Here is a 25,201-nt window from a genome sequence, read left to right on the forward strand (position 1 = left end):
GATATGATATCGACAGTGATAAATAAAATGAATCTTTTTTATAAGGAGTATAAGTGATTAGTTATGACCATTACACAACTGCAAGTATTAATAAAAACTGTTGAGTTAGGTAGTTTTACGAAGGCGGCCCGGGTGTTAAATATGACGCAGCCAGCAGTCAGTCATGCCATTTCAAGTATTGAGTCAGAGTTAGGAGTTACGATTCTTATACGTGATAAACGAAAAGGGCTAATTGTTACGGATGTAGGAAACAGAATTCTTGTACATATTAGAGAGATTTTGAACAGTGTAGAGAAGATTGAACAAGAAGTTGCGATGGAGAAAGGGCACGAAGTGGGGACGATTCGAATTGGGAGTTTTCCGAGTGCTTCTGCACATTTCTTACCGAAAATGATAAACCATTTTAAAGAGAAGTATCCGAACTTAGAGGTCGTTCTTTGCGAAGGAACGATTCAAGAGGTTGAAGATTGGTTAGTATCGAGGGTTGTTGATATAGGAATTGTTATTTTGCCTAATAAAGAGATGGAGATTGTTCCCTTAACGAAAGGAAAAATGGTTGTTATCTTAAGAGATGACCATCCTCTTTGTAAGAAGGACTCTATTACAATTAGTGATTTAGAGAATGAACCAATCATATTATGTAAGGGCGGATATGAACCACCCATTATTGATATGTTTAAACAAGCCAACGTACCACTTCGGGCTGAGTATGTAATATCAACCGTTACTACAGCTTTAAATATGATTCAAGAAGGATTAGGTATTGCAATATTAGCCGAATTATCTTTAACGAATTTACCACAGAATGTGCAAACGAGGGAATTGGAACCACAAGTATGGAGAGAAATTGCTTTAGCTGTTCCTTCATTAAAGGATTCTTCAATAGCTGTGCAGCTATTTATAGAGGAATTTCAAGCGCTATTTGCAGAGTGAAAAGAGGTGTCTCATATATCTTAATGGGACACTTTTTAATTTGCTTATAAAAAATTTATGAAAAGGATTGACTTATCTTTCTGTTGTAACTATAATGATTACATCGAGGTGATGATCACGATGAAAATTAGTAGCCGCTTTTCTATAGCTGTTCATATTTTATCTATTTTGAAAAATAATCCATCTTCACTTTGTACTTCAGACTATATGGCTGAAAGTGTAAACACAAATCCAGTAGTCATTCGCAAAATCATGTCGTACTTGAAACAAGCGGGTTTTGTATATGTAAACCGCGGTCCAGGTGGTGCGGGATTATTAAAGAATTTACATGAAATCACATTGTTAGATGTGTATCATGCAGTGAATGTAGTGGAAGAGGATAAATTATTTCATATTCACGAGCAACCAAATCCAGATTGTCCAATTGGAGCAAATATTCAAGCGGTGTTAGAAGTTATATTAATACAAGCGCAATCCGCGATGGAAGAAATTTTAAGAAATATTACGATGGGGCAGTTGTTTGAAACTTTGCAAGAAAAAATGAATGCTTAAATCATATTTATATTTTTTTTATTATTAATGTAACTGTTTTGATTACAACTATGAAGGTAAGGTGTAAAAGTTATGACTGTAAAAATGAAAGTATACTCAGATTTTATATGTCCATTTTGTTTTTTAGCAAAAGGTCCATTAGATGAAGTAGCGAAAGAGAAAGATGTAGAAATTGAATGGATGCCATTTGAATTACGTCCAAGTCCATATTCAAAAATAGATCCATGGAATGAGCCAGAAAAATTAGGTTCATGGGATGCTTTCATTCTTCCAACTGCGAAGAAGTTAGGAATCGATATGCGTTTGCCGCGTGTTTCTCCGCATCCATATACACATTTAGCTTTTGAAGGATGTCAATTTGCGAAAGAACGTGGACTTGGAAATGAGTATCATCACCGCGTATTCACAGCATTTTTCCAAGAAGAGCAAAACATTGAAGATATTGATGTTTTAACAAAATTAGCAGTAGAAGTAGGTCTTCCTGAAGCCGAATTTAAAGATGCTTTAGTAACTCGTAAATATAAAGAAAAACATGAAGAAGCAATTCAGCACGCATATGATGAAGCGAATATTATGGCTGTTCCAACTGTCATGATTGGAGATGAAGTCATTCAAGGACTTGCTAGTAAAGAAAGGCTACAAAGAGTAATTGATAAAGAAATTGAAAAGGAAAAAACAAATTCATTTGAAGGTATGCAGTGTAATACAGATGGATATTGCTAATTCGCTTGTTATGAAATAACAAAATAAATTATAAAACAAATATTTGGAGGAATTAACATGTCAGCAACTACAACAAACTTAAAAGAAGCAATCGTGAACCGTCGTTCCATTCGTAAAGTAACAAAAAACGATGCAATTACGAAAGAAAGAATTGAAGAAGTTTTAAAAACAGCTTTACACGCACCAACATCTTTCAATATGCAAAGTGGCCGAATGGTTGTATTAATGGATGGAGAGCATGAAAAGTTTTGGGATATTGTTAAAGAAACACTAAGAGCCCGCGTACCAGCAGAAAACTTTGAAGCGACTGTAGAAAGATTAAAAGGTTTCCATGCAGGTGTTGGGACTGTGTTATTCTTTGAAGATCAAGCGACAGTAGAAAAAATGCAAGAAAATGCACCATTATATAAAGATCAGTTCCCATTCTGGTCTCATCAAGGAAATGCAATGTTACAACATACAGTATGGATGTTATTATCAGCTGAAGGAATTGGCGCATCTCTGCAACACTACAATCCAATCGTAGATGCTGAAGTGAAAGAAACTTGGAACATTCCAGCAGAGTGGAACTTAGTAGGACAAATGCCATTTGGTGAGCCAAATGAACAACCAGGAGAAAGAACATTTTTACCTACTGAAGATGTAGTGAAATTTTATTAAGAAATTTAATATATAAAGAGTGAAATAAAAGGAGAGTACATATTATCCATAAATGTACTCTCCTTTCGTATGTAATGTTAAACTCTTATTGCAAGCGCAATTACCTACATAGGAATCGAAGTCTTTCCTTACAATTAAAAATCTATTATGTTCTTGAAATGACAGTAAACATCCCCGTCATGTTTGGTGAGTAATCCTTAAAATCAAATTTCTCATAGAACGATTTTTTACCTTCTGATGCAAACAAACCGACAAACGCCTTATCAGGGGCATTCTCATGTAAGTATGAAACTAAACGATGCATGATTTCTTTCCCAATACCATGTTTCTGATAATTCGGATGAACTACTATATCTTGAATATAGAAATAGATAGATCCATCACCAACAATTCGCCCCATACCGATTATTTGTTCATCATCTTTCACTGTGATGCAGTGAATAGAATTCTTCAGTGAAATATTTGCTACATCAAAATTTATATAATAAGTCCATCCAACAGAATCACACAAATATTTGTACTCTTCTAATGTTGGAGTGTTATGTTTAAACTCATATGTTTTCAAAATGTTCCCTCCAAGCCCTTAAATTCAACAAGTATATACATTCGACATTTCTTTATCGTTTCCTCTTACGTAATTGCCCTTAGGTGTTGAATTTCGGGCAGTTTCCTTATTTGTATTAATTTATAAGGGTTTAGGGAAAAAATATTAGAAATAATGCAGTAGAAAGGGAAGTGGAAAAATGAATGATGAGAAAAAATATACAGTGGTAGGTACTGATGTTGAGGAAGTAAAACGTTTAAATAGAGATTCAGGACTAACGTATAATCAAGTGAAGGAGTTATTAGCGAAGCAAATACAAAAAAAGAATGAATTAAATTGAAATTCTTCATTTTTTCATTTAGCATTTTAATAAGAGAGGGTTACAAGGGTAACTCTCTTTTTCAATACAATTGAGCAACTTTTAGAGTGGAGGAAACAACATGAAAAAGTGGGTAAAGATAACGTTGTCGATCGCTGGAGGTATTGTTTTATTGGCATGTGCCGGAGGATATTACGTGTATAAAAACTATTTTCCAAAGGAACCTGAGAGAATCGTATATGATAAAGATAGAGTGTTAAAACCGATACATAATCAGCTGAAAGGGATCGACATAGATAATGGAAAGATAAAAGAAAAAGAGGTTGTAAATGCGACTGTAGATGAGCTTCAAAAAATGATTGATGATGGGAAATTATCATATGAAGAATTAACGAGTATTTATCTTTTTAGAATACAAGAGCATGACCAAAATGGAATATCATTAAATGCTGTTACAGAAATTAATCCAAATGCAATGGAGGAAGCGCGAAAGTTAGATAAAGAGAGATCTTTCAATAAGAAATCGAACTTATACGGCATGCCAGTTATCGTAAAAGATAATGTACAAACGGAAAAGGTGATGCCTACAAGCGCGGGAACTTATGTGTTAAAAGATTGGATTGCAGATGAAGATGCGACGGTAGTGAAGAAGTTGAAAGAAGAAGGTGCTTTTGTTTTAGGAAAAGCGAATATGTCTGAGTGGGCAAATTATTTATCCTTTACAATGCCTAGCGGATATAGCGGGAAAAAAGGACAAAATTTGAATCCATACGGTCCGATTACGTTTGATGCGTCGGGATCAAGTTCTGGATCTGCTACAGTAGTTGCGGCTGATTTTGCGTCACTTGCAATCGGGACGGAAACGACTGGATCAATTGTAGCGCCAGCGACGCAGCAATCAGTAGTTGGGCTACGCCCATCACTAGGTATGGTGAGTAGATCAGGCATAATTCCGTTAGCTGAAACACTTGATACTGCAGGACCGATGGCAAGAACGGTAAGGGATGCGGCAACTTTATTTAACGCAATGGTAAGTTATGATGAAAAAGATACTATGACAGAAAAAATGAAAGACAAAGAAAGAGTTGATTATGCGAAGGATTTATCAATAGACGGATTGAAAGGGAAAAAAATAGGAGTTCTTTTTTCAATAGATCGACAAGATAAAAATAGAAAAGAAGTAGCAGAAAAGATTAGAAAAGACCTTCAAGATGCAGGTGCGATATTGACTGATGATATTCAGTTAAACGATGAGGGAGTAGATAATCTACAAACATTAGAATATGAGTTCAAACATAATGTTAACGAGTATCTTTCACAGCAAAAAAATATACCGGTAAAATCGTTAGAAGAGATTATAGCTTTTAATAAAAAGGATAGTAATAGACGAATAAAATACGGACAAACATTAATTGAGGGATCTGAAAAATCTGCTATAACGAAAGATGAATTAGAAAAAATAGTGCAAACGAGTCAAGAAAATGCAAGAAAAGAGCTAGATAGGTATTTAGTAGAAAAAGGTTTGGATGCTTTAGTTATGATTAACAACTCTGAAGTTCTTCTATCAGCTGTAGCTGGGTATCCAGAGTTAGCAGTGCCAGCAGGATATGATAACAATGGAGAGCCGGTAGGTGCGGTGTTTGTCGGGAAGCAATTTGGGGAAAAGGAACTGTTCAATATTGGATATGCGTATGAGCAGCAGTCTAAAAATAGAAGATCACCAAAACTGTAAAAGAGTAAACGAAAAAAGAGTTTCACTGAAATATGTTGGTAGGCTGGAATGAAAAGAATCTAACAATATGAAAAGAAAAAAGGATTCTTCTCAATTAGTAAGAAAGATTGTCTATAGAGGTTCATAAAATGTAATATATTCAATTTCCATCCATTGAAGGGGGAGGTTAAATCTTAATGAATGAAGTAAAAAATTTCTTTCGAAGTAGAGGGTTCCAACGGTTTCTCGTTTTAATAATAGTAGCGCTTGTCTTATATGGATTAAAAAGTATGATTAATTTAATATTAATTACGTTCATACTGACATTTTTAATGGATCGATTTCAACGTTTTATTTCAAAGAAATTCAAAGTGAATCGGAAAATTGTTATCGCATGTTTGTATATAATATTAGTTACTTTTATCGGCACAACATTATATAAATATTTACCTGTGCTTACGATACAAATTTCCCAATTGATTTATCAGTTTAGGTTGTTTTTTCAAAATCCACCTGATAATGAGATCATTAAATATGCACTTTCGACAATTAATGGGATGGAAGTATCAAAATATATAGAACAAGGTGTAGATGTCATATATCAATCGATTGCAAATATAGGGAAGGTAAGTTTACAAATATTATTGTCTCTCATATTAAGCTTATTTTTCTTATTAGAAAAAGAGCGTATTATTACATTTACTTCTAAATTTAAAGATAGTAGTCTGAAGATTTTTTATGAGGAGATTGCATATTTTGGTGAAAGATTTGCAAGATCGTTCGGTAAAGTAATTGAAGCACAGTTTTTAATTGCGGTTGTCAATTGTGTACTCACTGTAATTGCATTAATCGTCTTAGGATTTCCGCAGCTTCTCGTATTGGCTGTCATGATTTTCTTACTAGGATTGATTCCTGTTGCCGGTGTAATCATTTCCTTGTTTCCACTTTGTATTATTGCTTATAACATAGGAGGAGTTATGTACGTTGTATACATACTTGTGTTCATTACAGTAATCCATGCTCTTGAAAGTTATTTTTTAAACCCGAAGTTCATGTCTGCGAAAACGAATTTACCAATCTTTTATACATTTATGATTCTCATCTTTTCAGAGCATTTTCTTGGAATATGGGGGCTTATTATCGGGATACCAATCTTCATCTTCTTATTAGATGTACTTAATGTAAATAATGAGAAAACGATTAAAAAATAGAAAATAAACAAAAAAAGCAATCCGAAATAAATTGGATTGCTTTTTACTATACATATTAAAGAACTGGAGCCATTGTTTCTTTCAATACTTGAACAGAGTGATCGAATTTTAATTCTTCTTCTTCACTTAATTCCACTTCTAAAATTTCACGAACACCGCTGCGATTTAAAACAGCAGGTACGCCGATATAAACATCTTTTTGACCGTATTGACCTTCTAAGTAAGCTGATACTGTTAATACGCTATTTTCGTCGTTTAAAATGGCCTTAGTAACACGTAGAAGTGACATACCAATACCATAGTAAGTTGCACCTTTTCGCTCAATAATATGGTAAGCTGCATCACGAACGTTTATGAAGATTTTGTCTAAATCTTCTTGTGTGTATGTGTTGTCTTTATCAAGAAGTGTTTGTAGTTTTTGAATACCAACTGATACGTGACTCCAAACAGGAAGTTCCGTATCACCATGTTCTCCGATAATATAAGCATGAATGTTGTGTGGACCAATATTGAAGTACTCACCTAACATATAACGGAAACGAGCGGAATCAAGCGTTGTACCAGAACCAATTACGCGTTCTTTTGGTAAACCAGATTCTTTCCAAGTTACGTAAGTTAAAATATCGACAGGGTTAGTTGCGATTAAGAAGATACCATCAAACCCGCTATCCATAATACTGCGAACGATTTGTTTAAAGATTTTTGCGTTTTTCTCAACTAAATCTAAACGTGTTTCGCCTGGTTTTTGTGGTAATCCAGCCGTAATGACTACAAGATCCGCATCTTTACAATCTTCATAGCTCCCTTTCCATACTCTAGTTGGAGCTGGTGCAAAAGGAACAGCATGACTTAAATCCATTGCCTCTCCTTCAGCTTTTGCCTCGTTTACATCAACTAAAACAAACTCTTCAGCTACAGCTTGGTTAATCATGCAGTAAGCGTAACTACATCCAACCGCCCCTGTTCCTACTAATACAACTCGGTTAATACCTTTTTTCATTTCAAAATTCCTCGCAATTTCATTGATTTTATTATGTAAGATAATACGTCTTACTTCTATAGATTCATATCTAGTTTATTACATTTTATAAAAGATATTCAAGTAATTGAAAATGTATCCGTGCAATTTCTTGCATGAAACATAGGAATCAAGTTAACCGAATATAATGCAATAAAATCCTTTGTTGAAGGGGAAAAGGGTATGATGCAGCCATTAACGACGGAAAGAATGCTTCATATTATTAATGTAGGGCTCGTTAAAACGAATAACCCAAAGCAAATTATTATTGTTGGTGCAGGGATTTCAGGGTTAGTTGCAGCATCGTTATTGAAAGAAGCAGGGCATAACATAACAATTTTAGAAGCGAATAACCGAATAGGTGGAAGAATATATACGATTCGAGAACCGTTTAGTAGAGGTTTATATTTTAATGCAGGGCCGATGCGAATTCCTGAAACACACGAGTTAACTTTAGCGTACATTCGCAAATTTAAATTACCGTTAAATCTTTTTATAAATAAAACCACATCAGATATTATTTATACGAATAATATTAAAACGAGATTGAGCTTGTTTGAAAAAAATCCAAGTATACTTGGATACCCCATTTTAGAGAATGAAAAAGGAAAAACGGCAGAAGAGTTAATGTTAGTAGTATTAGAACCCATACTAAATTTTATAAAAAAAGACCCTAATAAAAACTGGCTTATCGTTGAAAAAAAGTATAACACGTATTCGCTTGGTTCCTTTTTAATGGAGTATTATTCAGATGGAGCAATCGATATGATCGGTGTACTTCTTGATATGGAAGCATATATGGGAATGTCTTTAATTGAAGTATTACGTGAAATGATTTTTTTTACTTCAACGACAAAATATTATGAGATAACGGGCGGAATGGATGCATTACCAAATTCATTTTTACCGGAGTTAAAGGATAATATTTTTATGTCGTATAAAGTAGAGAAAATTATACAGGAAGATGATAAAGTAATGCTTCAAGGAAACCGTGAGCAAACGTTAGAACAATTTACAATAACAAATGATATTGCTATTATTACAATTCCATTTTCAGCGTTACGATTTATAGAAGTTCAGCCATATCATTTATTCTCTTATTTTAAAAGACGAGCAATTCGTGAGTTGAATTATATTGCTGCAACTAAAATTGCGATAGAGTTTAAAAGTCGATTTTGGGAGAAGGCGGGACAGTGTGGAGGTAAATCTATTACAGATTTACCTATCCGATTTACATATTATCCTAGTTGTGGCATTCATACACCAGGGGCAGCCATCGTTTTAGCGAGTTATACGTGGGCAGATGAGGCATTAACATGGGATAGTCTCTCGCACAGAGATCGTATTCGTTACGCATTAAAAAATTTAGCGGAAATATACGGTGACATCGTTTATAGTGAGTTTGTTACTGGAACATCTTTTAGCTGGAGTCAAAATCCGTATTCTTGCGGCGCATTTACAGCTTTCGAACCGGGGCAAGAGCTCGAGTTATTTCCGTATATTACACCACCATCTGGAAAAGTACACTTTGCAGGAGAGCATACGACATTAACGCATGGATGGATGCAAGGAGCAATAGAATCTGGAATTCGAGTTGCATATGAGGTAAATGAACAGTGAAGATATATTTACAAATCACAATTCTTTTAATAGAATAATTAATATAAATCGTAATTATTACGCTTTGAATACATTTGAAGTAAAGAAATGGATGGTCGATCAAATGAATAAAGTAGAAATTCATATATTAGGTGGTTTTTTAGGTAGCGGAAAATCAACATTATTACAAAATTTATTGTTAGCGGAGAAAAAGAAGAATAGAAAAGTTGCAGTGTTGATGAATGAGATTGGTGAGTACTCAGTAGATACAGATATTATTGGAAAAGAGAATGTTTTAAGAGAACTTCTGAAAGGATGTATTTGCTGTACGCTAAAAGAAGAGCTTGAAATACAGTTGCATTCGTTATATCAGCAAGAAAAACCAGATGTCATTTATATAGAAACGACAGGTGTGGCGCATCCAATTGAAGTGTTAGATGCATGTGTATCACCAATTTTAGCACCTTTCTTAGAAGTGAAATCAATTGTAGTCGTACTAGATGCAGTAAGATGGTTAAATCGAAGTGTATTAAGTGCAAACGTTCAGCAATTATTGCATGAGCAACTGAAGTTTGGTAGCCATATTTTAATTAACAAATCAGATTTACTCCCAGATTCGGATAAGAACAAAGTAATTGAAGAAGTGAATACAATCAATAATCATGCGAAATTGTTTGAAACAAAATATTGTAATATATCTTTAGAAGATATAGAAGAAGCTGAATTTACGAATGATGGGGAACATGAGACACTACATGTCAAACAGCATTTACATATACAAACGATGACATATCAATTTACGAAATCGATTGATCAAGACAAATTATATGAATGGCTTTCGAATTTACCAGATAGTATTTATCGCGTAAAAGGATTTGTGAAATTCCATGGAGATAAATACCCGCACCTATTCCAATATTCGTTTGGGGTACCGACTTTACTGGAACAAGACTTCGGTTTCCCGACGAACTTGGTAGTAATAGGGGAAGGGCTAGATAAGAAACAATTGGCTGAAGGGTTAGAGAAAGTAGAAAATAATTAAGTATTTTTTAGATAGGCTGCAATAATTGACTTAATAACTTAAGTTAATTATTGTAGCTTTTTTGTGATTAATACTGTGACGAAACAGTATTTTCAATTAGGAAGCAGAATATATATTGATTGTATGTCCGTTTCCATTTACTAGGAAGGTGATTATAGATTTGTGCCGAATGTAGAGGATACTACAAGAGTTTTCCGTTACCTATCTTATAGTTAGTCATGATTACGGGCAGGGGACTTTGGCGTGTTTGATTCTATCAGAAAGAAAAGTATGGGGAGGATCACAATGTCGATGAAAAAACGTAAGTGGCTAAAGATGATGTTTACTGGTTGTGTGTTAGGTTCGTTATTAATAACGGCAGCTTGTTCAGGAAAGAAAACAAGTACAGAGGATGAAAAGACGATTAAGGTAGGGGTTCTTGCATCATTAACAGGTCCATTAGAATCGTATGGAAAACAAACAATGAACGGATTTGAATTAGGCTTAGACTATGCAACGGCTGGAACAGGGAAAGTGGAAGGGAAGAAGATTAAGTTTGTTGTAGAAGATACGGAAACGAAAGCAGATGTAGCAGTTAAAAAAGCTACGAAGTTATTAGAAGAAGAGAAAGTTGATTTTTTAGTCGGTTCGTCTAGTTCAAGTGATACGTTAGCCGTATTACCACTAGCGGAAGAATATGAAAAAATTATGGTTGTTGAACCGGCAGTTGCTGATAGTATTACCGGGAAGAACTGGAATAAATATATTTTTAGAACAGGAAGAAGTTCTTCGCAAGATGCGATTGCAGGAGCATCGGCAATCGCAAAAAAAGATGTAAAGATTGCGACGTTTGCCCCGGATAATGCATTTGGCCGTGAGGGGATTGCGGCGTTTAAAGCTGGAGCGAAGAAATTAGGTGCGAATATTGTAAACGAGCAATATGCTGATACAAATTCGACTGACTTCACTGCAAATATTCAAAATATCATTAGCTCAAAACCAGATTATTTATTTATCGTTTGGGCTGGGGCAAATTCCCCTTGGAAACAGTTGAAGGATATGAATGTGGAAGCGCAAGGTATTAAAATTTCTACCGGTGCACCAGATATTCCGGCATTAAAAACGATGGATGCGTTAGTAGGAATGCAGGGTTTTTCGGTATATTATCATACACTACCGAAAAATAAGGTGAATGATTGGTTAGTGGAAGAACATAAAAAACGATTTAATGGTGCGGTGCCAGATTTATTTACAGCAGGTGGAATGTCAGCGGCAATTTCTATTGTAGAAGCTTTAAAGAAAACAAAAGGGGATACAGATGTAGATACGTTGATTAAGAAAATGGAAGGAATGGAATTTGATACACCGAAAGGAAAGATGAAATTTAGGGAAAAGGATCACCAAGCGATGCAGACACTGTATTCTATCACATTGAAAAAGCAAGATGGTGTTGACTATCCGGTGCCAGTATTAGAGCGAGAATTAACGATGAAAGAGACAGAACCACCAGTTCAGAATAAATAGACTGAATTTTCTGTTGTTTCTGTATAAAGAGGGAATACCCTCTTTATACGTATTTCTTTCACACTGAAAGCTTTAAAGGGAGGGATTTCGTGACACACTTGCTTGAAACGAAAAATCTTAGCGTATCTTTTGGTGAACATCATGTTATTAAGGATGTGAATTTAACAGTACAAAAAGGAAAGCTCATTTCTATTATTGGACCAAACGGTGCAGGAAAGACAACGTTATTTAATTTACTTAGTGGACAAATTTCTCCAACGAAGGGTGAAGTATATTTTAAAGGACAAGAGATTACAAAATTATCAATTTCGGATCGAACTCGATTAGGAATTGGTCGTTCTTTTCAACTTACAAATATATTCCCGGAGTTAACGGTACTTGAAAATGTTCGTTTAAGTGTTCAATCATTTGTTCAAGATTACTATAGTTTTTTTCCGATTTCGGCAAAATTTAAACAACAAGTGGGAGAGGCGAGACGGTTCTTAAAAACGGTATTACTTCAGGAGAAAGAACATGTATTAGCGAAAGATTTAGCGCATGGAGAAAAACGAAAGTTAGAGCTTGCGATGTTATTGGCTTTAAAAACGGATGTGTTACTACTTGATGAGCCGACGGCAGGTATATCAGTCGAGGAGGTACCAGCAATTTTACAAGTGATTGAAAATATTAAGAAACATCCAGAGAGTACAATTGTACTGATTGAACACAAAATGGATATGGTACTAGGTTTGTCAGACCATCTTATCGTTTTATTTCATGGAGAGTTATTAGCTGAAGGTTTGCCTGAAGAAATTATGAAAGATGAGCGTGTACAAAGTGCTTATTTAGGGGGATTATATAGTGGCACTATTACAAGTGAATAATATAGAGACGTATTTAGATCAGTTTCATATTTTACAAGGGGTATCTCTTGCTGTTGAGAAAGGAACGATTACTGTACTGTTTGGAAGAAATGGGGCAGGGAAGACTACGACATTACGTTCGGTTATGGGTTTTCACGATATCGCACATGGTGAAATTTATTATGATAGTACACAAGTAAATGGATTATCTACACATTTAATTTCAAGGAAAGGAATAGGGTATGTACCAGAAAATCAAGGTATTTTTCACGACCTGACAGTAGAAGAAACATTCGCTCTTGCTAGAGGTAAGGGAGAAGAAGCGGAAGAGAAAATTGAATGGATGCTTGAACTATTTCCAGATTTAAAGCAGTTTTGGCACAAAAAAAGCGGACTATTAAGCGGAGGACAAAAGCAAATGCTAGCAATTTCAAGAGCATTTATTAATAGTGATGGTTTATTACTTATTGATGAGCCGAGTAAAGGCTTGTCCCCTATTATGATAGAAAAATTAATGATAGCCATTTTGAAAATGAAGGAGAAAACAACAGTTTTACTGGTTGAACAAAACTTTATGATGGCTAGTCAAATTGGTGATTACTTTTATATTATGGATAACGGAAAAATTGTTCATAACGGTTTTATGCATGAATTAAAAGAGGATAAGGAAATGTGTCACAAATATTTAGGAATCTCTTAACATGAATCCGAGGTGAGAAGGATGGATGTGTTAATCAATTTATTTGTAAATGGGATTTCAACAGGGATGCTCATTTTTTTATTAGCATCAGGTCTTTCACTGATTTTCGGTTTAATGAGCGTTCTAAACTTCGCACATGGTGGTTTATTTGCCTGGGGAGCGTTTACAGGTGTTTGGCTATTTAATATGACAGGTAGTTATGTATTAGCGTTAATTGGAGCAATTGCTATGGGGATGTTTCTTGGCTTCATTTTAGAAAGATTCCTTATTAGACCGGTATATGGAAATCATGTTCGCCAGCTTCTTGTGACGCTTGGAGGAATGCTTGTACTTAGTGAATGTATTAAAGTATTTTGGGGGCCAAATCCAATTGGTGCTAAATTACCGTTATGGTTACAAGGTAGTTATACATTTGAAGGTATTATATTAATTAAATATCGTCTATTCGTTATTTTACTTGGGATAATCATTTACATTGCCTTACTATTATTGCTGAAAAAAACAAAGATAGGTCTAATGATTCGCGCAGGTGTAATGGATAAAGAGATGGTTCAAGCGCTCGGTATTAACGTAAAAGCGATATTTTCTTTCGTTTTTTTATTAGGAGCAGGGATGGCAGCGTTAGGAGGATTTCTATTAGCACCTTATTCAGGCGTTATTTTTGCCGAGATGGGTATGCAGTATGCGATTTTAGCTTTTATAGTAGTAATCATTGGAGGATTAGGAAGCGTACAAGGTTCAGCAATCGCTTCTTTAATTGTAGGATTAGCTGGTGCTTTTACAGCGTATTTTATACCGGATTTATCACTTGCAATCAATATGTTAATGTTACTATTTTTCTTAATAGTGAAGCCAAATGGACTTGTTAGTGAAAAGGGGTGAAATGGTGAACAGCACTTCAAATCGAATTAAAGTATACTTCGGAGTATGTATGCTCATTTGTTTAAGCGTATTTCCATTCGTAAATGATTCACGGAGCTTGTTAATTTTGTTCACTCAAATCTTCATCTTTGCTATTTTTGCAATGAGTTTTGATGTATTGCTTGGGTATACCGGAATTGTATCATTCGGCCATTGTATGTTCTTTGGAATAGGAGCATATGGGGTAGCGCTTTTATTTGATCGGCAAGGAGTATCCATAACGAACTTTTTAATAGGGATAGTAGCTGCAATTATTATTTCAGCAATTGTTAGTTATATAATCGGTTTGCTTTCTTTGCGGCTGAAAAGTCATTTTTATGCAATGTTAACACTTGCTATTTCACAGTTATTTTTCGTACTTGCTGAAAAATGGCGTGGGCTCACTCACGGAGGGGATGGTTTTACATTTGGTGTACCAGATATATTCCGTGATCGTTTTACCTTTTATTATGTAACACTTATATGTTTAATTGTTATTTTTATTCTGTTACGTCTTTTTACTAAATCTTCTATCGGAAAAGTATTAAAGGCAATTTCACAAAATGAACAACGTGTTGAAGCATTAGGATATAAAGTTCTTCATTATAAAATTATTGCTAGTATTGTGGCAGGAGTAGTAGCTGCGATTAGTGGTGGTTTATTTGTTATCACACTCCGCTTTGTTAATACGACTGTATTTTCAATTGAAATGACATTAAATGCATTATTGATGACGATGATTGGAGGCGTTGGAACGCTAATTGGAGCAATTGCTGGAGCAGGAATTATTGAATCACTGAAATACTATTTATCAGAACTAGCTACAGCGTATCCGATTTTTGAACGATGGACGATTATTCTTGGGTTATTGTACATTATCGTATTGCTAGTTTTCCCGAAAGGATTAGTTGGAACGGTAAAGAGTTTGAAGAATATGAAACGGAATAAGAAGGAGAAAAGTGCAGAAGTGGAGCAAAATGTGTGAAAAATCAATTGTATAGAATATGAAAATCCCTCTTTTAGATTCGTAAAGGAGGGATTTTTATGGGTGGGTGTAATTACTTAGTTTATAGCTATTATACTAATCAAATAGTTCATCAGGAATTTGCTTTAAAGAGTGTTGGTTCGTAAAAAAATGAACAGCTAATTTCTCAATTGGAACATCTTCAATGGGCACTAAGTTATCATTTTTAATCGGTAAAAAGGCTATTCCTTTTCCGTCCTGAATAAACTCTTTCATAAGCGAATAAGAATCTAATTGTTGAAGTTGACACTGAGATAAATTATTTTCTGTTAGAAATTGTATCGTCTTATTTCTAAAGGGACATTTTTTGTCATTACTAACGAAGAAGAGTTCCTGCGAATAGTCAATGGTTCGTGTTTCTTTCGCTTTTAATAAGCCTACAGAAATGGAAGTAGTAAATACTTTTTTAAAAGCTGCTTCGGGATCATCCTCGTAAGTAATGACCATATCAACTTTTTGTTGTTGCAGTAATTTATGCAAATGACTACTATTTTCTACATATATTTGATAATTCCTGAAATTTTCTTTAATACGCTTACTTACATAATTAGTCAAAATAGATTGTGACGTCGCGATGATATAAGAAGAACCACTCGTTTTAATTTTATCTTTCGCTTCTTCTACTAAAGTTAATATTTGATTCGTGTAGTCTAATAAAATGTCACCAGAAGGTAATAAGGAAACGCCTTTATTATCTCTATGTAGTAAAGGAGTTTCTAATTCTTGTTCTAATTTTTTGATTCGTTCAGTTACGTTTGGCTGAACATATCCTAACTCTTTAGCAGCTTTACTAATAGAACCTTCACTAGCTACAGTTTTGAATATAATAAGATCATTTATTTCCATGTATCACAGCCCCTTATACGGTATCATTATAAATGATATCAAACATAATTTATACCTATTTTACGTTAGTCAATTATCGGTTTATCATTTTGTATATAAGATAGAAAGTGAGTGATAAACATGATTGGAATGCAATATAAGGTCATTTTACCAAAGGATTATGACATGGAGATAATAAAAAAAAGGGTAAAGGATAATGGGCATAAAACGGATGGTTTTCAAGAATTGAATTTCAAAGCATATTTAATTACTGAGGCAGGTAAGGACGGGAATTTCTATAACTGTTATGCACCTTTATATATTTGGAATGGCCATGAAGGAATGAACAAATTTATTTTTGAAGGGTATTACGATAATATTTTACAATCTTTTGGATGGCAACAAATAAATATAGGTGTTCCATTAGTTGTTAATTTAAGTGATGATTTTAAGAAATGTAAGTATGTTGTTGAATACATGGGGAGTATTTCTCAAAAGAATTCATTGGTTGAAGCTCAATGTAACATTTTTAATAAGAATGTCCAGAATACAGAAAATTGTAAAGGGAATGTAATAGTGTATAACCCAGATAAGTGGGGATATAGTCAGTTGGAATTTTATGAAGTAAAGCCTGAAATTGAAGAGAGAGAGGATATTACAATATATGAGGTTTTACACATTTCACAGTAGATGCGGAATTGAAATATAAATAAATTATTTATAAAAAATCCATTTTGATTCAAGTAATAATGTTCAAAATGGACTTTTCTTAATTATCTTATGTATATTCAAAACAAATTACTGCTTTTCTTAATTCTTTATTAAAGAATAAGTAAATACGATCGGCACCATAAGCTTGAAAATAATATCCTGTAACAAATCCAACATATGTAAAGGGATGTCCATGTTCATCTTTTGGTACATATAGAAGATTCGTAAAGTCAAAAATTTCGTCTTCGTTAACGCAGTCTTCTAATAATTCTTCACCTTCTTCTGTCATAAAACGAACATCATCTAGGATACCATTTACCACGGGATAATTTAATCCCCAGCCATTTGTTTGTTTTTCAGCAAACTCTTGTTCCAATACTTCTACAGATGTTATTTCTTTTCCAAAGCTAGAATAAGGATAAATTTTTTGATTACGTTGAAAATACTCTTTACGGATTTGATAATTTCTTTCATTACTCTCGTAGGCTTGTACTATTATGTCAGAATTATTTTGTTCGATTTCGAAATAATTCCAATCCGCTTCAAATTTATATTTTCCATTAATGACATCGAATCCTAATGTATCTGCTTTCGTAAAATTTGTGTGAAATGGTTTGGTGAAATCACCCACGCAACCATCATGGATTTCTTTTGCTGACACAATATGTAACCATTCGTCCAATTCCGGTTCAATACATTGTAAGTTTATAGAACAAATGGGTAAAAAGTGCTTTTTATGTTGTTCCAAATCATCATAAAATATGTCTTCATATTCAGGAAATGGTTTTATAAATTGTTTAGAAATATGCATGTTCTTCCCACCTTTATACTAGTGCCTTGTTTAATTTTAGCATTTTATTTGAATTTTTTCTTATTTAAAACTTTATGATACTCATAATTATGGGTAGAAAGAGTTCGTAAGTAAGGTGGATATCTTATTGTTAAGATTTTATCATATGTCGAACAGTTGAGAGATGAAGCGAAGTAAGACTTCATACTTATACATAGCTTTACTACATTCGACACATAGCGACAATATGCTGTTCATTTATCTGTTAGTATAATATATAGTTTTTGGGGATTTTTATCATTTTCACATTGGGGGAAGGGAATTTATGTTTAAAAAAATCGCGACATTCACTTTAGCAGGGACGTTAGCTTTCAGTTTATCGGCATGTGATGAGAAGAAAGAAGTAGCTAAAACTGTATCAAATAATACTAAGGAAGAGCAAAGTAGTGCCAAAAAAGACAATACGAAGAAGAATCAAGATACAAGAGAATATAATGTTGAAAAAACTACTCAAATTAGAAATCAAAAATTAACAGTCCATAAAGTACAAATAGCACAAGTGGCAGAATATGATAAGCTGGAAAAAGGTAATGAGTTTGTTATTGTTCATGTTACAGTAGAGAATATTGGTAATCAAAAAGTTAGAATTAATCCATTAGATTTTTACCTTGAAAGAGGAGATGGAAGTATCGTGGACCATACATTTTCAACTAGTAATAAAAATATTTTTAAAATTAAAGATGTAGATCCAAACGGTAAGTTAACGGGAGCCATAACATTTGAAGCGAAAAAAGGTGATTCTAATCTTGAATTAATTTATAGACCTGATGTTATGTCTAAAGAGCAAGTAAAGGTAGAGCTTAAATGATTTATCCCGTAAAAGCCCGATTGGTGTAAACAAGGGTCTTTTGTGCAAACTTATAAAAGTTTTACATGAAGACAGTATGTTCAAATGAATTTACGGTACGATAAAAGAAAATAATAGATTAGAAGATGATGTGGATTTCAAACATATTGTTTTGAAAACAAAAAATAAATGCATGATAAGGATTGGCGTTGGAGCTTAATCCTTTTTTTATGGAGATGTAGAGAATGGCAAGTAGACCTAATACTACACGGGTGATGCCTTTAGTTAAGTACAAGTAAGTTGAGTTAAAAAAATGTAATTATTTCTTGCATTACTATCACTTGAGTGGTAAAGTGATAGTAAGATTCACGATAGGAAGTGATCAAGCATGCGTGATAATACGATAGGGTCATTAATATGGTTACGTTTAATACGATTTACGAACCAAAGTAATCAGATGTCAAATGAGTTTTTAAAACGTTTTGATTTAACGACAGCTCAATTTGATGTGCTTTTGCAAATACGTACGTATCAACCACTAACGCAAATGGAGTTAGCTGAAAAGGTAACTGTTACACAAGGTGGTATTTCTCGAATGTTAACTCGTCTTGAAAAAGAAGGATATATAGTACGAAAACAAGATTGGAAAACGAAAACAATTAGTCTTACAGAGCAAGGGGAAGCAGCTTTAGAGAGAGCATTGCCAGAGCAACTTGCATTTCAATCATCGTTTTTTGATGATGTATTAAATGAAGAAGAGCAGAAAATATTATACGAGCTAATGACGAAAGTTCATAAGCATAGTGAGAAAAAAGAATTACCAGATAAGTAATTTTTTTTACGCCATCAATTGACTAATCAAGTGATAGCGTAGGTAATAGGGATATACACGTGACTTACCAACGTTTTAAAAAGTGAAACGAATAACACTTCATTAAAGGAGAGAGAAACTATGGAAAAATACCGTATGGATACAAGTAAAGGAATGGAGTTTGGATTATATTCGATTGGGGATCATGTTTTAAATCCGCATAACGGAGAGAAAATTAGTGCTGAACAAAGAATTCATGAATTAATTGAAACAGCTAAATTAGCGGATGAAGCTGGACTTGATGTATTTGCTGTCGGTGAAAGTCATCAAACGCATTTTACAACGCAAGCTCATACAGTTATTTTAGGAGCTATTGCACAAGCTACGAAAAATATAAAAATTGCAAGTTCAGCAACGATAATAAGTACATCTGATCCAGTACGAGTATATGAGGATTTTGCTACAATTGACTTAATCTCTAATGGACGTGCAGAAATCGTAGCTGGTCGTGGATCTCGTATTGGGGGATATAGTTTACTTGGTTATGATGTGAATGATTATGAAGAGTTATTTGAAGAGAAAATGGAGCTTTTATTAAAAATTAATAAAGAGGAACATGTAACATGGAACGGACAGTTCAGAGCGCCGCTTGCACATGCATCGGTTATTCCAAGAGCGAAAAACAATAACTTACCAATTTGGCGTGCAGTTGGTGGCCCGCCAGCTAGTGCGATTAAAGCAGGAAGTGCGGGCGTACCAATGATGATAACGACACTAGGTGGTCCAGCTATTAACTTTAAAGGATCAGTAGATGCTTACCGTGAGGCTGCGGCGCAAAGTGGATTTGAGCCAGCAAGTTTGCCAGTTGCAACAACGAGTTTATTTTATACAGCAAAAAATTCACAAGATGCATTTAATGAATACTATCCTCATATTAATGCTGGTATGCTTACACTGCGCGGTGGTGGGTATCCGAAGCAACAATTTACAAATGCAGTAGATTACCGCGACGCATTAATGGTTGGTAGTCCGCAACAAATTATTGAAAAAATGCTTTACCAATATGAATTGTTTGGACAACAACGTTTTATGGCACAAATTGATTTTGGTGGTGTACCACTTAATAAAATTGAGAAAAATATTGAATTAATTGCTACTGAAATTTTACCGGCTGTTAGAAAACATACAGCAAAATAATGTGAAAAATACCGAGAGTCTAATCGATTCTCGGTATTTTTTTATGTATGAATTCAGTTTGGAAAAATGACAAAAAAATGAATTTTTAGTCTAGAAAGAGGGAGGGTATTTTCTATTTTTGAATAACAATATTTTGTGTTTGAATTTTAAAAATACATTTTTCTCTTGACAAAAAACGGACTGATTTCTTCGTTGATTAAGAGGACATTTTTTCGCGTGAAAGTCAAGTGTATGAATAGGGAAACGATTATTTTATTGATATGAAAGTAAGTCTTATATTAAAAAAATACATTTTAGTAATGAGAAAAATCTAATTCAAAAAAATTACAAAAGACATATTTCAGACAAAATGATGTCAATAATACGTCAAAAATCAGTTGAATTTACTATGCAGGTATATTATACAATTCGATTAACGGATAAAACACTACTGAAATAGTGAAAAGGTAAATTTTATGAGAAAGTTCTTTTGTAATTATCTTAAAAACTGAAAATTTATATTTTCTAAAAGTACATAAACAAATTTATCTTTCTATATTTCTAAGATTTGAGTTGTTTTATTCATACAACTCAATCGAAATTACGATATAAAAAATTATGAAGGAAGTGATTGTAGTATGGAAACGCTCGAATTGGCACGAATACAATTCGCATCAACAACGATTTTCCATTACTTTTTTGTTCCGCTGTCTATTGGTTTAGCTTTTATCATTGCGTTAATGCAAACGTTATATGTGGTAAAGGGACAAGAAATTTATAAGAAGATGACGAAGTTTTGGACACAAATATTCCTTGTTAACTTTGCGGTAGGTGTAGTAACTGGTATTCTACAAGAATTCCAGTTTGGTATGAACTGGTCAACATATTCACGTTTCGTAGGTGATGTGTTTGGTCCATCGCTTGCGATTGAAGGTTTATTAGCATTTTTCATTGAGTCTACATTCTTAGGTTTATGGGTATTCGGTGAGGACAAATTACCGAAGCGCATTCACCTTTTATGTATTTGGCTCCTTTCAATTGGAACAATGTTATCAGCATTTTGGATTTTAACTGCAAGTGCATTTATGCAATCGCCAGTAGGATATGAAATGGCAGCAGATGGACGTGCACAAATGAATGATTTCTTAGCGATTATTCAAAACCCACAATTATGGGTACAATTCCCGCATACAATTACAGCGGCGATTGCAACTGGTGCATTCTTTATTGCAGGTGTGAGTGCATGGAAAATAACGAAAGCTCAAGAAACTGAAGTGTTTAAAAAATCGTTCCGCATTTCTATCATTGTTGGAACACTTACAACTGCGCTAGTATTATTCTTCGGTCATGCGCAAGCACAACAATTAATTAAGACACACCCAATGAAAATGGCAGCAGCTGAAGCGTTATGGAATACGAGTGAAGATCCAGCGCCATTTACAGTATTTGCGAAAATTGATGCAGAGAAGCAAGAAAACTCGTTTGAAATTCAAATCCCTTATATGCTAAGTCTATTGTCATTTGATAAATTTAGTGGTCAAGTAGAAGGCATGAATCAAATTCAAAAACAATATGAAGAAAAATATGGGCCTGGAGATTATATACCGCCAGTACACACTATGTTCTGGAGTTTTAGAGCGATGGTAATGAGTGGAACATTTATGCTTCTTCTAGGAGCGTACGGATGGTTCTTATCAAGAAAAGATCGATTAGCTGAAAAAAATTGGTATTTAAAATTAATGGTGTATGCAATTGCACTACCGTTTATCGGTAATACAGTAGGGTGGATTATGACTGAAATGGGACGTCAGCCTTGGGTAGTTTTCGGTGTTATGAAAACGGAAGATGCTGTATCTCCAAATGTTACGTTCGGAGAAGTATTATTCTCTTTAGTTTCATTCACATCACTATATTTAATTATAGGAGGAATTACTGTTTACTTATTCATTCGTGTCATTAAAGGACATGAGAATAAGAAAGCAAAACAGGATTCTCAAAGCCATGATCCATTTGATAAGGAGGATGAGTATGTTATCTCTTAATGAGTTGTGGTTTATCATTATTGCAGTTTTATTCGTAGGCTTCTTTGTACTTGAAGGTTTCGATTTTGGTGTAGGTATAGTTTCAAGGTTTTTAGGGGAAAACGATTTAGAGAAAAGAATTTACTTAAATACAATTGGTCCATTTTGGCACGCGAATGAAGTATGGCTTGTTTGTGCAGGTGGAGCTATGTTCGCAGCATTCCCGCACTGGTATGCAACTTTATTTAGCGGGTTTTACATTCCGTTTGTATTTATGCTTCTCGCTTTAATTATTAGAGGCGTTTCCTTTAAATTCCGTGCGAAAATAGATAATCATAAATGGAAAGGTTTTTGGGATTGGGGTATGTTTTTAGGAAGTTTACTACCGCCTATCCTTTGGGGAGTTGCCATTGCTAACTTTATGGTAGGTATTCCAATTGATGAGACGAAAAATGCTGTAGGTGGATTCTTACAATTACTACATCCATTTGCATTACTTGGAGGAGTTATGTTCCTTCTGCTATGTATTGTTCACGGCTTGCAATTCCTTACTATACGTACAACTGGTAAGTTAAGAGAACGTGCACGTATTGCTGCGTTGAAAATTGCACCGCTTGCAATTATAGCACTTCTTATTTTTGCCGGTGTAGGGTTATGGAAAACGGATATATTCACTGGTCATGGTACAGAGTGGATTATGGTTCCAATCGGAGCTTTTGTAGCATTATGTGCGTCAACATTATTAAATAAAAGAAGAAGAGATGGTTGGGCTTTCGTTATGACGAGTTTAACAATCGTTTTACTAAGTTCGAGTGTGTTTGCCGGCATGTTCCCACGTGTCTTAATTAGCTCGTTAGGGTCAATATACGATTTAACAATTTATAATGCAGCATCGGGAGATTATGCACTAAAACTGATGACGTATTTTTCAATTGCTATATTGCCATTTGTTTTGGGAAGTCAAATATGGAGTTTCTATGTGTTTAGACAACCTGTTAAGTCAGATAAAGATTTGGAGTACTAATGAAAAGAAAAAGAGGACTTCCGTCGTATCCTGGTAGCCGAGTTTTATATGTAGTGTTAACGATCATTAGCATTTTAGAAGCTATTAGCATTATTACACAAACGGTGTTTTTAGCACGGGCTATTACGTTTTTATTTCAAGGAGAAACAGTACAATCTGTGTTAAATGAAACGGTTTATTTTGGAATCATGTTTGCAGTACGTCACACGCTAGTACGCATATCACAAATATTAGTGGAACGTTTCGCTGAAAAAACAGGTTCGCTACTTAGAAAACAATTAATAGAGTCATATTTCACATTAGGTCCGCGATATGTTCAAACTGCTGGAACAGGTCATCTGGTTACCTTATCGATAGAAGGTATTGAGAAATTTAAAACATATATTGAATTAACAATTCCTAAAATGATTAGAAGTAGTATCGTACCGGGACTAATTGTACTATATGTTTTTACGCTAGATATTGAGTCTGGAATCATTTTAGTTGTAACGATTCCTATCGTAATTATATTTATGATCCTACTAGGGTTAGCGGCACAGAAAATGGCGGATAGTCAGTATGAGTCGTATCGTGTACTTTCTAATCATTTTGTAGATACGTTAAAAGGATTAGAAACATTAAAGTATTTAGGTAAAAGTAAACAGCACGAAGGAAAGATTGAAAAAGTAAGTAAAAGATATAGAAAAGCAACGATGCGTACTTTGCGAGTTGCTTTTCTTTCTTCTTTTGCATTAGATTTCTTTACGAGTTTATCAATCGCATTTGTGGCGGTCGGATTAGGGATACGTTTAATAGATGGGACGATTGTACTATTGCCAGCCCTTACAATTTTAATTTTAGCTCCGGAATATTTTCTGCCAATTAAACAAGTTGGTGCAAATTATCATGCTACATTAGATGGACAACTTGCGATGGAGCAAATGGAAGAGATATTACAGCAACAAAAAGAAATAGGAAAGAAAGAATCTAATGTAGATATAAAATGGAATTCCTCTAGTAACTTGAAATTACAAGATGTAAAAGTAAAGAATGATGAATCTGAAAAAGCTATATTAGAGGGAATTGATTTTACTTGGAGAGGCACCGGCGCTATAGGTGTAATTGGTGAAAGTGGGGCAGGGAAATCGACGTTAATCGACGTATTAGCCGGTTTTTTAACTCCTTCGGGTGGAAAGATGATAGTAAATGGTGTGGAAATTGACGGGTCTACTCGTGAAGAGTGGCAAAAGAATATTGCTTATATTCCGCAGCAACCTTATCTTTTCCCGCTTTCATTAAAAGATAACATTTGTTTCTATGAAACAGATACAACTGATGAAGAAGTGGAGAGAGTTATTAATGAAGTTGGTCTTCGTTCACTCGTTGCATCACTTCCGAATGGAATGTACGAAAGAATTGGCGAAGGTGGACGTATGCTTAGTGGCGGACAAGAACAACGTGTCGCTATGGCACGTGCCCTTTTAAGTAAAAAGCCAATTATTTTATTAGACGAGCCTACGGCACATCTTGATATAGAAACTGAATTTGAAATAAAGCAATCGATGCTACGACTGTTTGAAGGTAAGTTAGTATTTCTTGCAACACATCGTCTTCACTGGATGAAACAGATGGATCATATTCTTATTTTAAATAAAGGGGAAATGATAGAAAGTGGAACGTATGAAGAACTTTTAAAGAATGAGGCATTACATTTTCACAGGAAAGAGAGGGGATAG

Annotated in this window: 25 protein-coding genes; 21 read left to right on the plus strand and 4 right to left on the minus strand. The window is 34.3% G+C overall.

Annotation, left to right across the window (positions count from 1 at the left end; translation table 11 throughout):
* Positions 1-63: 63 nt before the first annotated feature.
* The 4 genes from FS742_RS02025 to FS742_RS02040 all read left to right on the plus strand — a co-directional run bounded on the left by FS742_RS02025 (position 64) and on the right by FS742_RS02040 (position 2,868).
* On the plus strand, positions 64-933 hold the full coding sequence (locus tag FS742_RS02025) for a LysR family transcriptional regulator (RefSeq protein WP_144610992.1): 870 nt from the start codon (positions 64-66) through the stop codon (positions 931-933).
* A gap of 111 nt (positions 934-1,044) precedes the next feature.
* The gene (locus tag FS742_RS02030; protein WP_186327156.1) at positions 1,045-1,485 is read left to right on the plus strand and encodes an Rrf2 family transcriptional regulator; all 441 of its coding nucleotides are present in this window, start codon (positions 1,045-1,047) and stop codon (positions 1,483-1,485) included.
* Positions 1,486-1,557: 72 nt separating this feature from the next.
* The gene (locus tag FS742_RS02035) at positions 1,558-2,208 is read left to right on the plus strand and encodes a DsbA family oxidoreductase (protein ID WP_144610994.1); all 651 of its coding nucleotides are present in this window, start codon (positions 1,558-1,560) and stop codon (positions 2,206-2,208) included.
* 57 nt (positions 2,209-2,265) lie between these two features.
* Positions 2,266-2,868, plus strand: coding sequence for a nitroreductase family protein (locus tag FS742_RS02040; protein ID WP_071757879.1), 603 nt, complete (start codon positions 2,266-2,268; stop codon positions 2,866-2,868).
* A 145-nt stretch (positions 2,869-3,013) separates the two neighbouring features.
* Here the strand turns inward: FS742_RS02040 and FS742_RS02045 are convergent, their stop codons facing one another.
* On the minus strand, positions 3,014-3,433 hold the full coding sequence (locus tag FS742_RS02045; protein ID WP_144610995.1) for a GNAT family N-acetyltransferase: 420 nt from the start codon (positions 3,431-3,433) through the stop codon (positions 3,014-3,016).
* Between the two features lie 178 nt (positions 3,434-3,611).
* Between FS742_RS02045 and FS742_RS27415 the strand changes: the two genes are divergently transcribed.
* From FS742_RS27415 to FS742_RS02055, 3 genes are all read left to right on the plus strand, one after another.
* Positions 3,612-3,752 (plus strand): hypothetical protein, encoded by a 141-nt coding sequence (locus tag FS742_RS27415; RefSeq protein ID WP_186327132.1) that lies wholly within the window; start codon positions 3,612-3,614, stop codon positions 3,750-3,752.
* 100 nt (positions 3,753-3,852) lie between these two features.
* Positions 3,853-5,463: an amidase family protein gene (locus FS742_RS02050; RefSeq protein ID WP_144610996.1), complete on the plus strand. Its 1,611-nt coding sequence runs from the start codon at positions 3,853-3,855 to the stop codon at positions 5,461-5,463.
* Between the two features lie 176 nt (positions 5,464-5,639).
* Positions 5,640-6,653 (plus strand): AI-2E family transporter, encoded by a 1,014-nt coding sequence (locus tag FS742_RS02055; protein ID WP_144610997.1) that lies wholly within the window; start codon positions 5,640-5,642, stop codon positions 6,651-6,653.
* Positions 6,654-6,708: 55 nt separating this feature from the next.
* Here the strand turns inward: FS742_RS02055 and FS742_RS02060 are convergent, their stop codons facing one another.
* Positions 6,709-7,653, minus strand: a complete 945-nt coding sequence (locus FS742_RS02060; RefSeq protein ID WP_060630460.1) for an L-lactate dehydrogenase — start codon at positions 7,651-7,653, stop codon at positions 6,709-6,711.
* A gap of 201 nt (positions 7,654-7,854) precedes the next feature.
* Here FS742_RS02060 and FS742_RS02065 point away from each other — a divergent pair, with 201 nt between their 5' ends.
* The 7 genes from FS742_RS02065 to FS742_RS02095 all read left to right on the plus strand — a co-directional run bounded on the left by FS742_RS02065 (position 7,855) and on the right by FS742_RS02095 (position 15,242).
* Positions 7,855-9,291: a flavin monoamine oxidase family protein gene (locus FS742_RS02065; protein ID WP_144610998.1), complete on the plus strand. Its 1,437-nt coding sequence runs from the start codon at positions 7,855-7,857 to the stop codon at positions 9,289-9,291.
* A gap of 103 nt (positions 9,292-9,394) precedes the next feature.
* Entirely contained in the window at positions 9,395-10,312 is a 918-nt protein-coding gene (locus FS742_RS02070) for a CobW family GTP-binding protein (RefSeq protein ID WP_186327157.1), read from the plus strand.
* Positions 10,313-10,597: 285 nt separating this feature from the next.
* Positions 10,598-11,815: a substrate-binding domain-containing protein gene (locus FS742_RS02075; protein WP_144610999.1), complete on the plus strand. Its 1,218-nt coding sequence runs from the start codon at positions 10,598-10,600 to the stop codon at positions 11,813-11,815.
* Positions 11,816-11,904: 89 nt separating this feature from the next.
* Positions 11,905-12,678, plus strand: coding sequence for an ABC transporter ATP-binding protein (locus FS742_RS02080; protein WP_144611000.1), 774 nt, complete (start codon positions 11,905-11,907; stop codon positions 12,676-12,678).
* Positions 12,656-13,357: a branched-chain amino acid ABC transporter ATP-binding protein gene (locus tag FS742_RS02085; protein WP_144611001.1), complete on the plus strand. Its 702-nt coding sequence runs from the start codon at positions 12,656-12,658 to the stop codon at positions 13,355-13,357. The genes FS742_RS02080 and FS742_RS02085 overlap by 23 nt, the downstream gene beginning before the upstream one ends.
* 21 nt (positions 13,358-13,378) lie before the next feature.
* Positions 13,379-14,239, plus strand: coding sequence for a branched-chain amino acid ABC transporter permease (locus tag FS742_RS02090; RefSeq protein WP_144611002.1), 861 nt, complete (start codon positions 13,379-13,381; stop codon positions 14,237-14,239).
* 49 nt (positions 14,240-14,288) lie between these two features.
* Positions 14,289-15,242 carry a branched-chain amino acid ABC transporter permease gene (locus FS742_RS02095; protein WP_144612045.1) on the plus strand — a complete coding sequence of 318 codons (954 nt, stop codon included), beginning with the start codon at positions 14,289-14,291 and terminating at the stop codon, positions 15,240-15,242.
* Positions 15,243-15,338: 96 nt separating this feature from the next.
* Here FS742_RS02095 and FS742_RS02100 read toward each other — a convergent pair whose 3' ends face one another.
* The gene (locus FS742_RS02100) at positions 15,339-16,127 is read right to left on the minus strand and encodes a LysR family transcriptional regulator (protein ID WP_144611003.1); all 789 of its coding nucleotides are present in this window, start codon (positions 16,125-16,127) and stop codon (positions 15,339-15,341) included.
* 120 nt (positions 16,128-16,247) lie between these two features.
* Between FS742_RS02100 and FS742_RS02105 the strand changes: the two genes are divergently transcribed.
* On the plus strand, positions 16,248-16,796 hold the full coding sequence (locus FS742_RS02105) for a DUF4865 family protein (RefSeq protein WP_144611004.1): 549 nt from the start codon (positions 16,248-16,250) through the stop codon (positions 16,794-16,796).
* A gap of 88 nt (positions 16,797-16,884) precedes the next feature.
* Here FS742_RS02105 and FS742_RS02110 read toward each other — a convergent pair whose 3' ends face one another.
* Positions 16,885-17,628: a siderophore biosynthesis protein gene (locus FS742_RS02110; RefSeq protein ID WP_144611005.1), complete on the minus strand. Its 744-nt coding sequence runs from the start codon at positions 17,626-17,628 to the stop codon at positions 16,885-16,887.
* Between the two features lie 304 nt (positions 17,629-17,932).
* Here FS742_RS02110 and FS742_RS02115 point away from each other — a divergent pair, with 304 nt between their 5' ends.
* The 6 genes from FS742_RS02115 (at position 17,933) to cydD (ending at position 25,201) form a co-directional block, all read left to right on the plus strand.
* Complete coding sequence (locus FS742_RS02115) at positions 17,933-18,475, plus strand: DUF4352 domain-containing protein (RefSeq protein ID WP_144611006.1); 543 nt, start codon at positions 17,933-17,935, stop codon at positions 18,473-18,475.
* 367 nt (positions 18,476-18,842) lie between these two features.
* The gene (locus tag FS742_RS02120) at positions 18,843-19,286 is read left to right on the plus strand and encodes a MarR family winged helix-turn-helix transcriptional regulator (protein ID WP_144611007.1); all 444 of its coding nucleotides are present in this window, start codon (positions 18,843-18,845) and stop codon (positions 19,284-19,286) included.
* 120 nt (positions 19,287-19,406) lie between these two features.
* Positions 19,407-20,462 carry an LLM class flavin-dependent oxidoreductase gene (locus tag FS742_RS02125; protein ID WP_144611008.1) on the plus strand — a complete coding sequence of 352 codons (1,056 nt, stop codon included), beginning with the start codon at positions 19,407-19,409 and terminating at the stop codon, positions 20,460-20,462.
* Between the two features lie 617 nt (positions 20,463-21,079).
* A complete protein-coding gene (cydA, locus tag FS742_RS02130; RefSeq protein ID WP_144611009.1) occupies positions 21,080-22,483 on the plus strand; it encodes a cytochrome ubiquinol oxidase subunit I in 1,404 nt (467 codons plus the stop codon).
* Positions 22,470-23,486, plus strand: a complete 1,017-nt coding sequence (gene cydB, locus FS742_RS02135) for a cytochrome d ubiquinol oxidase subunit II (protein WP_144611010.1) — start codon at positions 22,470-22,472, stop codon at positions 23,484-23,486. The genes cydA and cydB overlap by 14 nt, the downstream gene beginning before the upstream one ends.
* Positions 23,486-25,201, plus strand: coding sequence for a thiol reductant ABC exporter subunit CydD (cydD, locus tag FS742_RS02140; protein WP_144611011.1), 1,716 nt, complete (start codon positions 23,486-23,488; stop codon positions 25,199-25,201). The genes cydB and cydD overlap by 1 nt, the downstream gene beginning before the upstream one ends.

This window comes from Bacillus cereus (assembly GCF_007678085.1).
Classification (GTDB): domain Bacteria; phylum Bacillota; class Bacilli; order Bacillales; family Bacillaceae_G; genus Bacillus_A; species Bacillus_A cereus_BE.

What these genes read in the sequence shown, in the direction of transcription:
- FS742_RS02025 (WP_144610992.1), top strand. Translation starts at nt 64, where the DNA reads ATGACCATTACACAACTGCAAGTATTAATAAAAACTGTTGAGTTAGGT.
- FS742_RS02030 (WP_186327156.1), top strand. Translation starts at nt 1,045, where the DNA reads ATGATCACGATGAAAATTAGTAGCCGCTTTTCTATAGCTGTTCATATT.
- FS742_RS02035 (WP_144610994.1), top strand. Translation starts at nt 1,558, where the DNA reads ATGACTGTAAAAATGAAAGTATACTCAGATTTTATATGTCCATTTTGT.
- FS742_RS02040 (WP_071757879.1), top strand. Translation starts at nt 2,266, where the DNA reads ATGTCAGCAACTACAACAAACTTAAAAGAAGCAATCGTGAACCGTCGT.
- FS742_RS27415 (WP_186327132.1), top strand. Translation starts at nt 3,612, where the DNA reads ATGAATGATGAGAAAAAATATACAGTGGTAGGTACTGATGTTGAGGAA.
- FS742_RS02050 (WP_144610996.1), top strand. Translation starts at nt 3,853, where the DNA reads ATGAAAAAGTGGGTAAAGATAACGTTGTCGATCGCTGGAGGTATTGTT.
- FS742_RS02055 (WP_144610997.1), top strand. Translation starts at nt 5,640, where the DNA reads ATGAATGAAGTAAAAAATTTCTTTCGAAGTAGAGGGTTCCAACGGTTT.
- FS742_RS02060 (WP_060630460.1), bottom strand. Translation starts at nt 7,653, where the DNA reads ATGAAAAAAGGTATTAACCGAGTTGTATTAGTAGGAACAGGGGCGGTT.
- FS742_RS02065 (WP_144610998.1), top strand. Translation starts at nt 7,855, where the DNA reads ATGATGCAGCCATTAACGACGGAAAGAATGCTTCATATTATTAATGTA.
- FS742_RS02070 (WP_186327157.1), top strand. Translation starts at nt 9,395, where the DNA reads ATGAATAAAGTAGAAATTCATATATTAGGTGGTTTTTTAGGTAGCGGA.
- FS742_RS02075 (WP_144610999.1), top strand. Translation starts at nt 10,598, where the DNA reads ATGTCGATGAAAAAACGTAAGTGGCTAAAGATGATGTTTACTGGTTGT.
- FS742_RS02090 (WP_144611002.1), top strand. Translation starts at nt 13,379, where the DNA reads ATGGATGTGTTAATCAATTTATTTGTAAATGGGATTTCAACAGGGATG.
- FS742_RS02095 (WP_144612045.1), top strand. Translation starts at nt 14,289, where the DNA reads ATGCTCATTTGTTTAAGCGTATTTCCATTCGTAAATGATTCACGGAGC.
- FS742_RS02100 (WP_144611003.1), bottom strand. Translation starts at nt 16,127, where the DNA reads ATGGAAATAAATGATCTTATTATATTCAAAACTGTAGCTAGTGAAGGT.
- FS742_RS02105 (WP_144611004.1), top strand. Translation starts at nt 16,248, where the DNA reads ATGATTGGAATGCAATATAAGGTCATTTTACCAAAGGATTATGACATG.
- FS742_RS02110 (WP_144611005.1), bottom strand. Translation starts at nt 17,628, where the DNA reads ATGCATATTTCTAAACAATTTATAAAACCATTTCCTGAATATGAAGAC.
- FS742_RS02115 (WP_144611006.1), top strand. Translation starts at nt 17,933, where the DNA reads ATGTTTAAAAAAATCGCGACATTCACTTTAGCAGGGACGTTAGCTTTC.
- FS742_RS02120 (WP_144611007.1), top strand. Translation starts at nt 18,843, where the DNA reads ATGCGTGATAATACGATAGGGTCATTAATATGGTTACGTTTAATACGA.
- FS742_RS02125 (WP_144611008.1), top strand. Translation starts at nt 19,407, where the DNA reads ATGGAAAAATACCGTATGGATACAAGTAAAGGAATGGAGTTTGGATTA.
- cydA (WP_144611009.1), top strand. Translation starts at nt 21,080, where the DNA reads ATGGAAACGCTCGAATTGGCACGAATACAATTCGCATCAACAACGATT.
- cydB (WP_144611010.1), top strand. Translation starts at nt 22,470, where the DNA reads ATGTTATCTCTTAATGAGTTGTGGTTTATCATTATTGCAGTTTTATTC.
- cydD (WP_144611011.1), top strand. Translation starts at nt 23,486, where the DNA reads ATGAAAAGAAAAAGAGGACTTCCGTCGTATCCTGGTAGCCGAGTTTTA.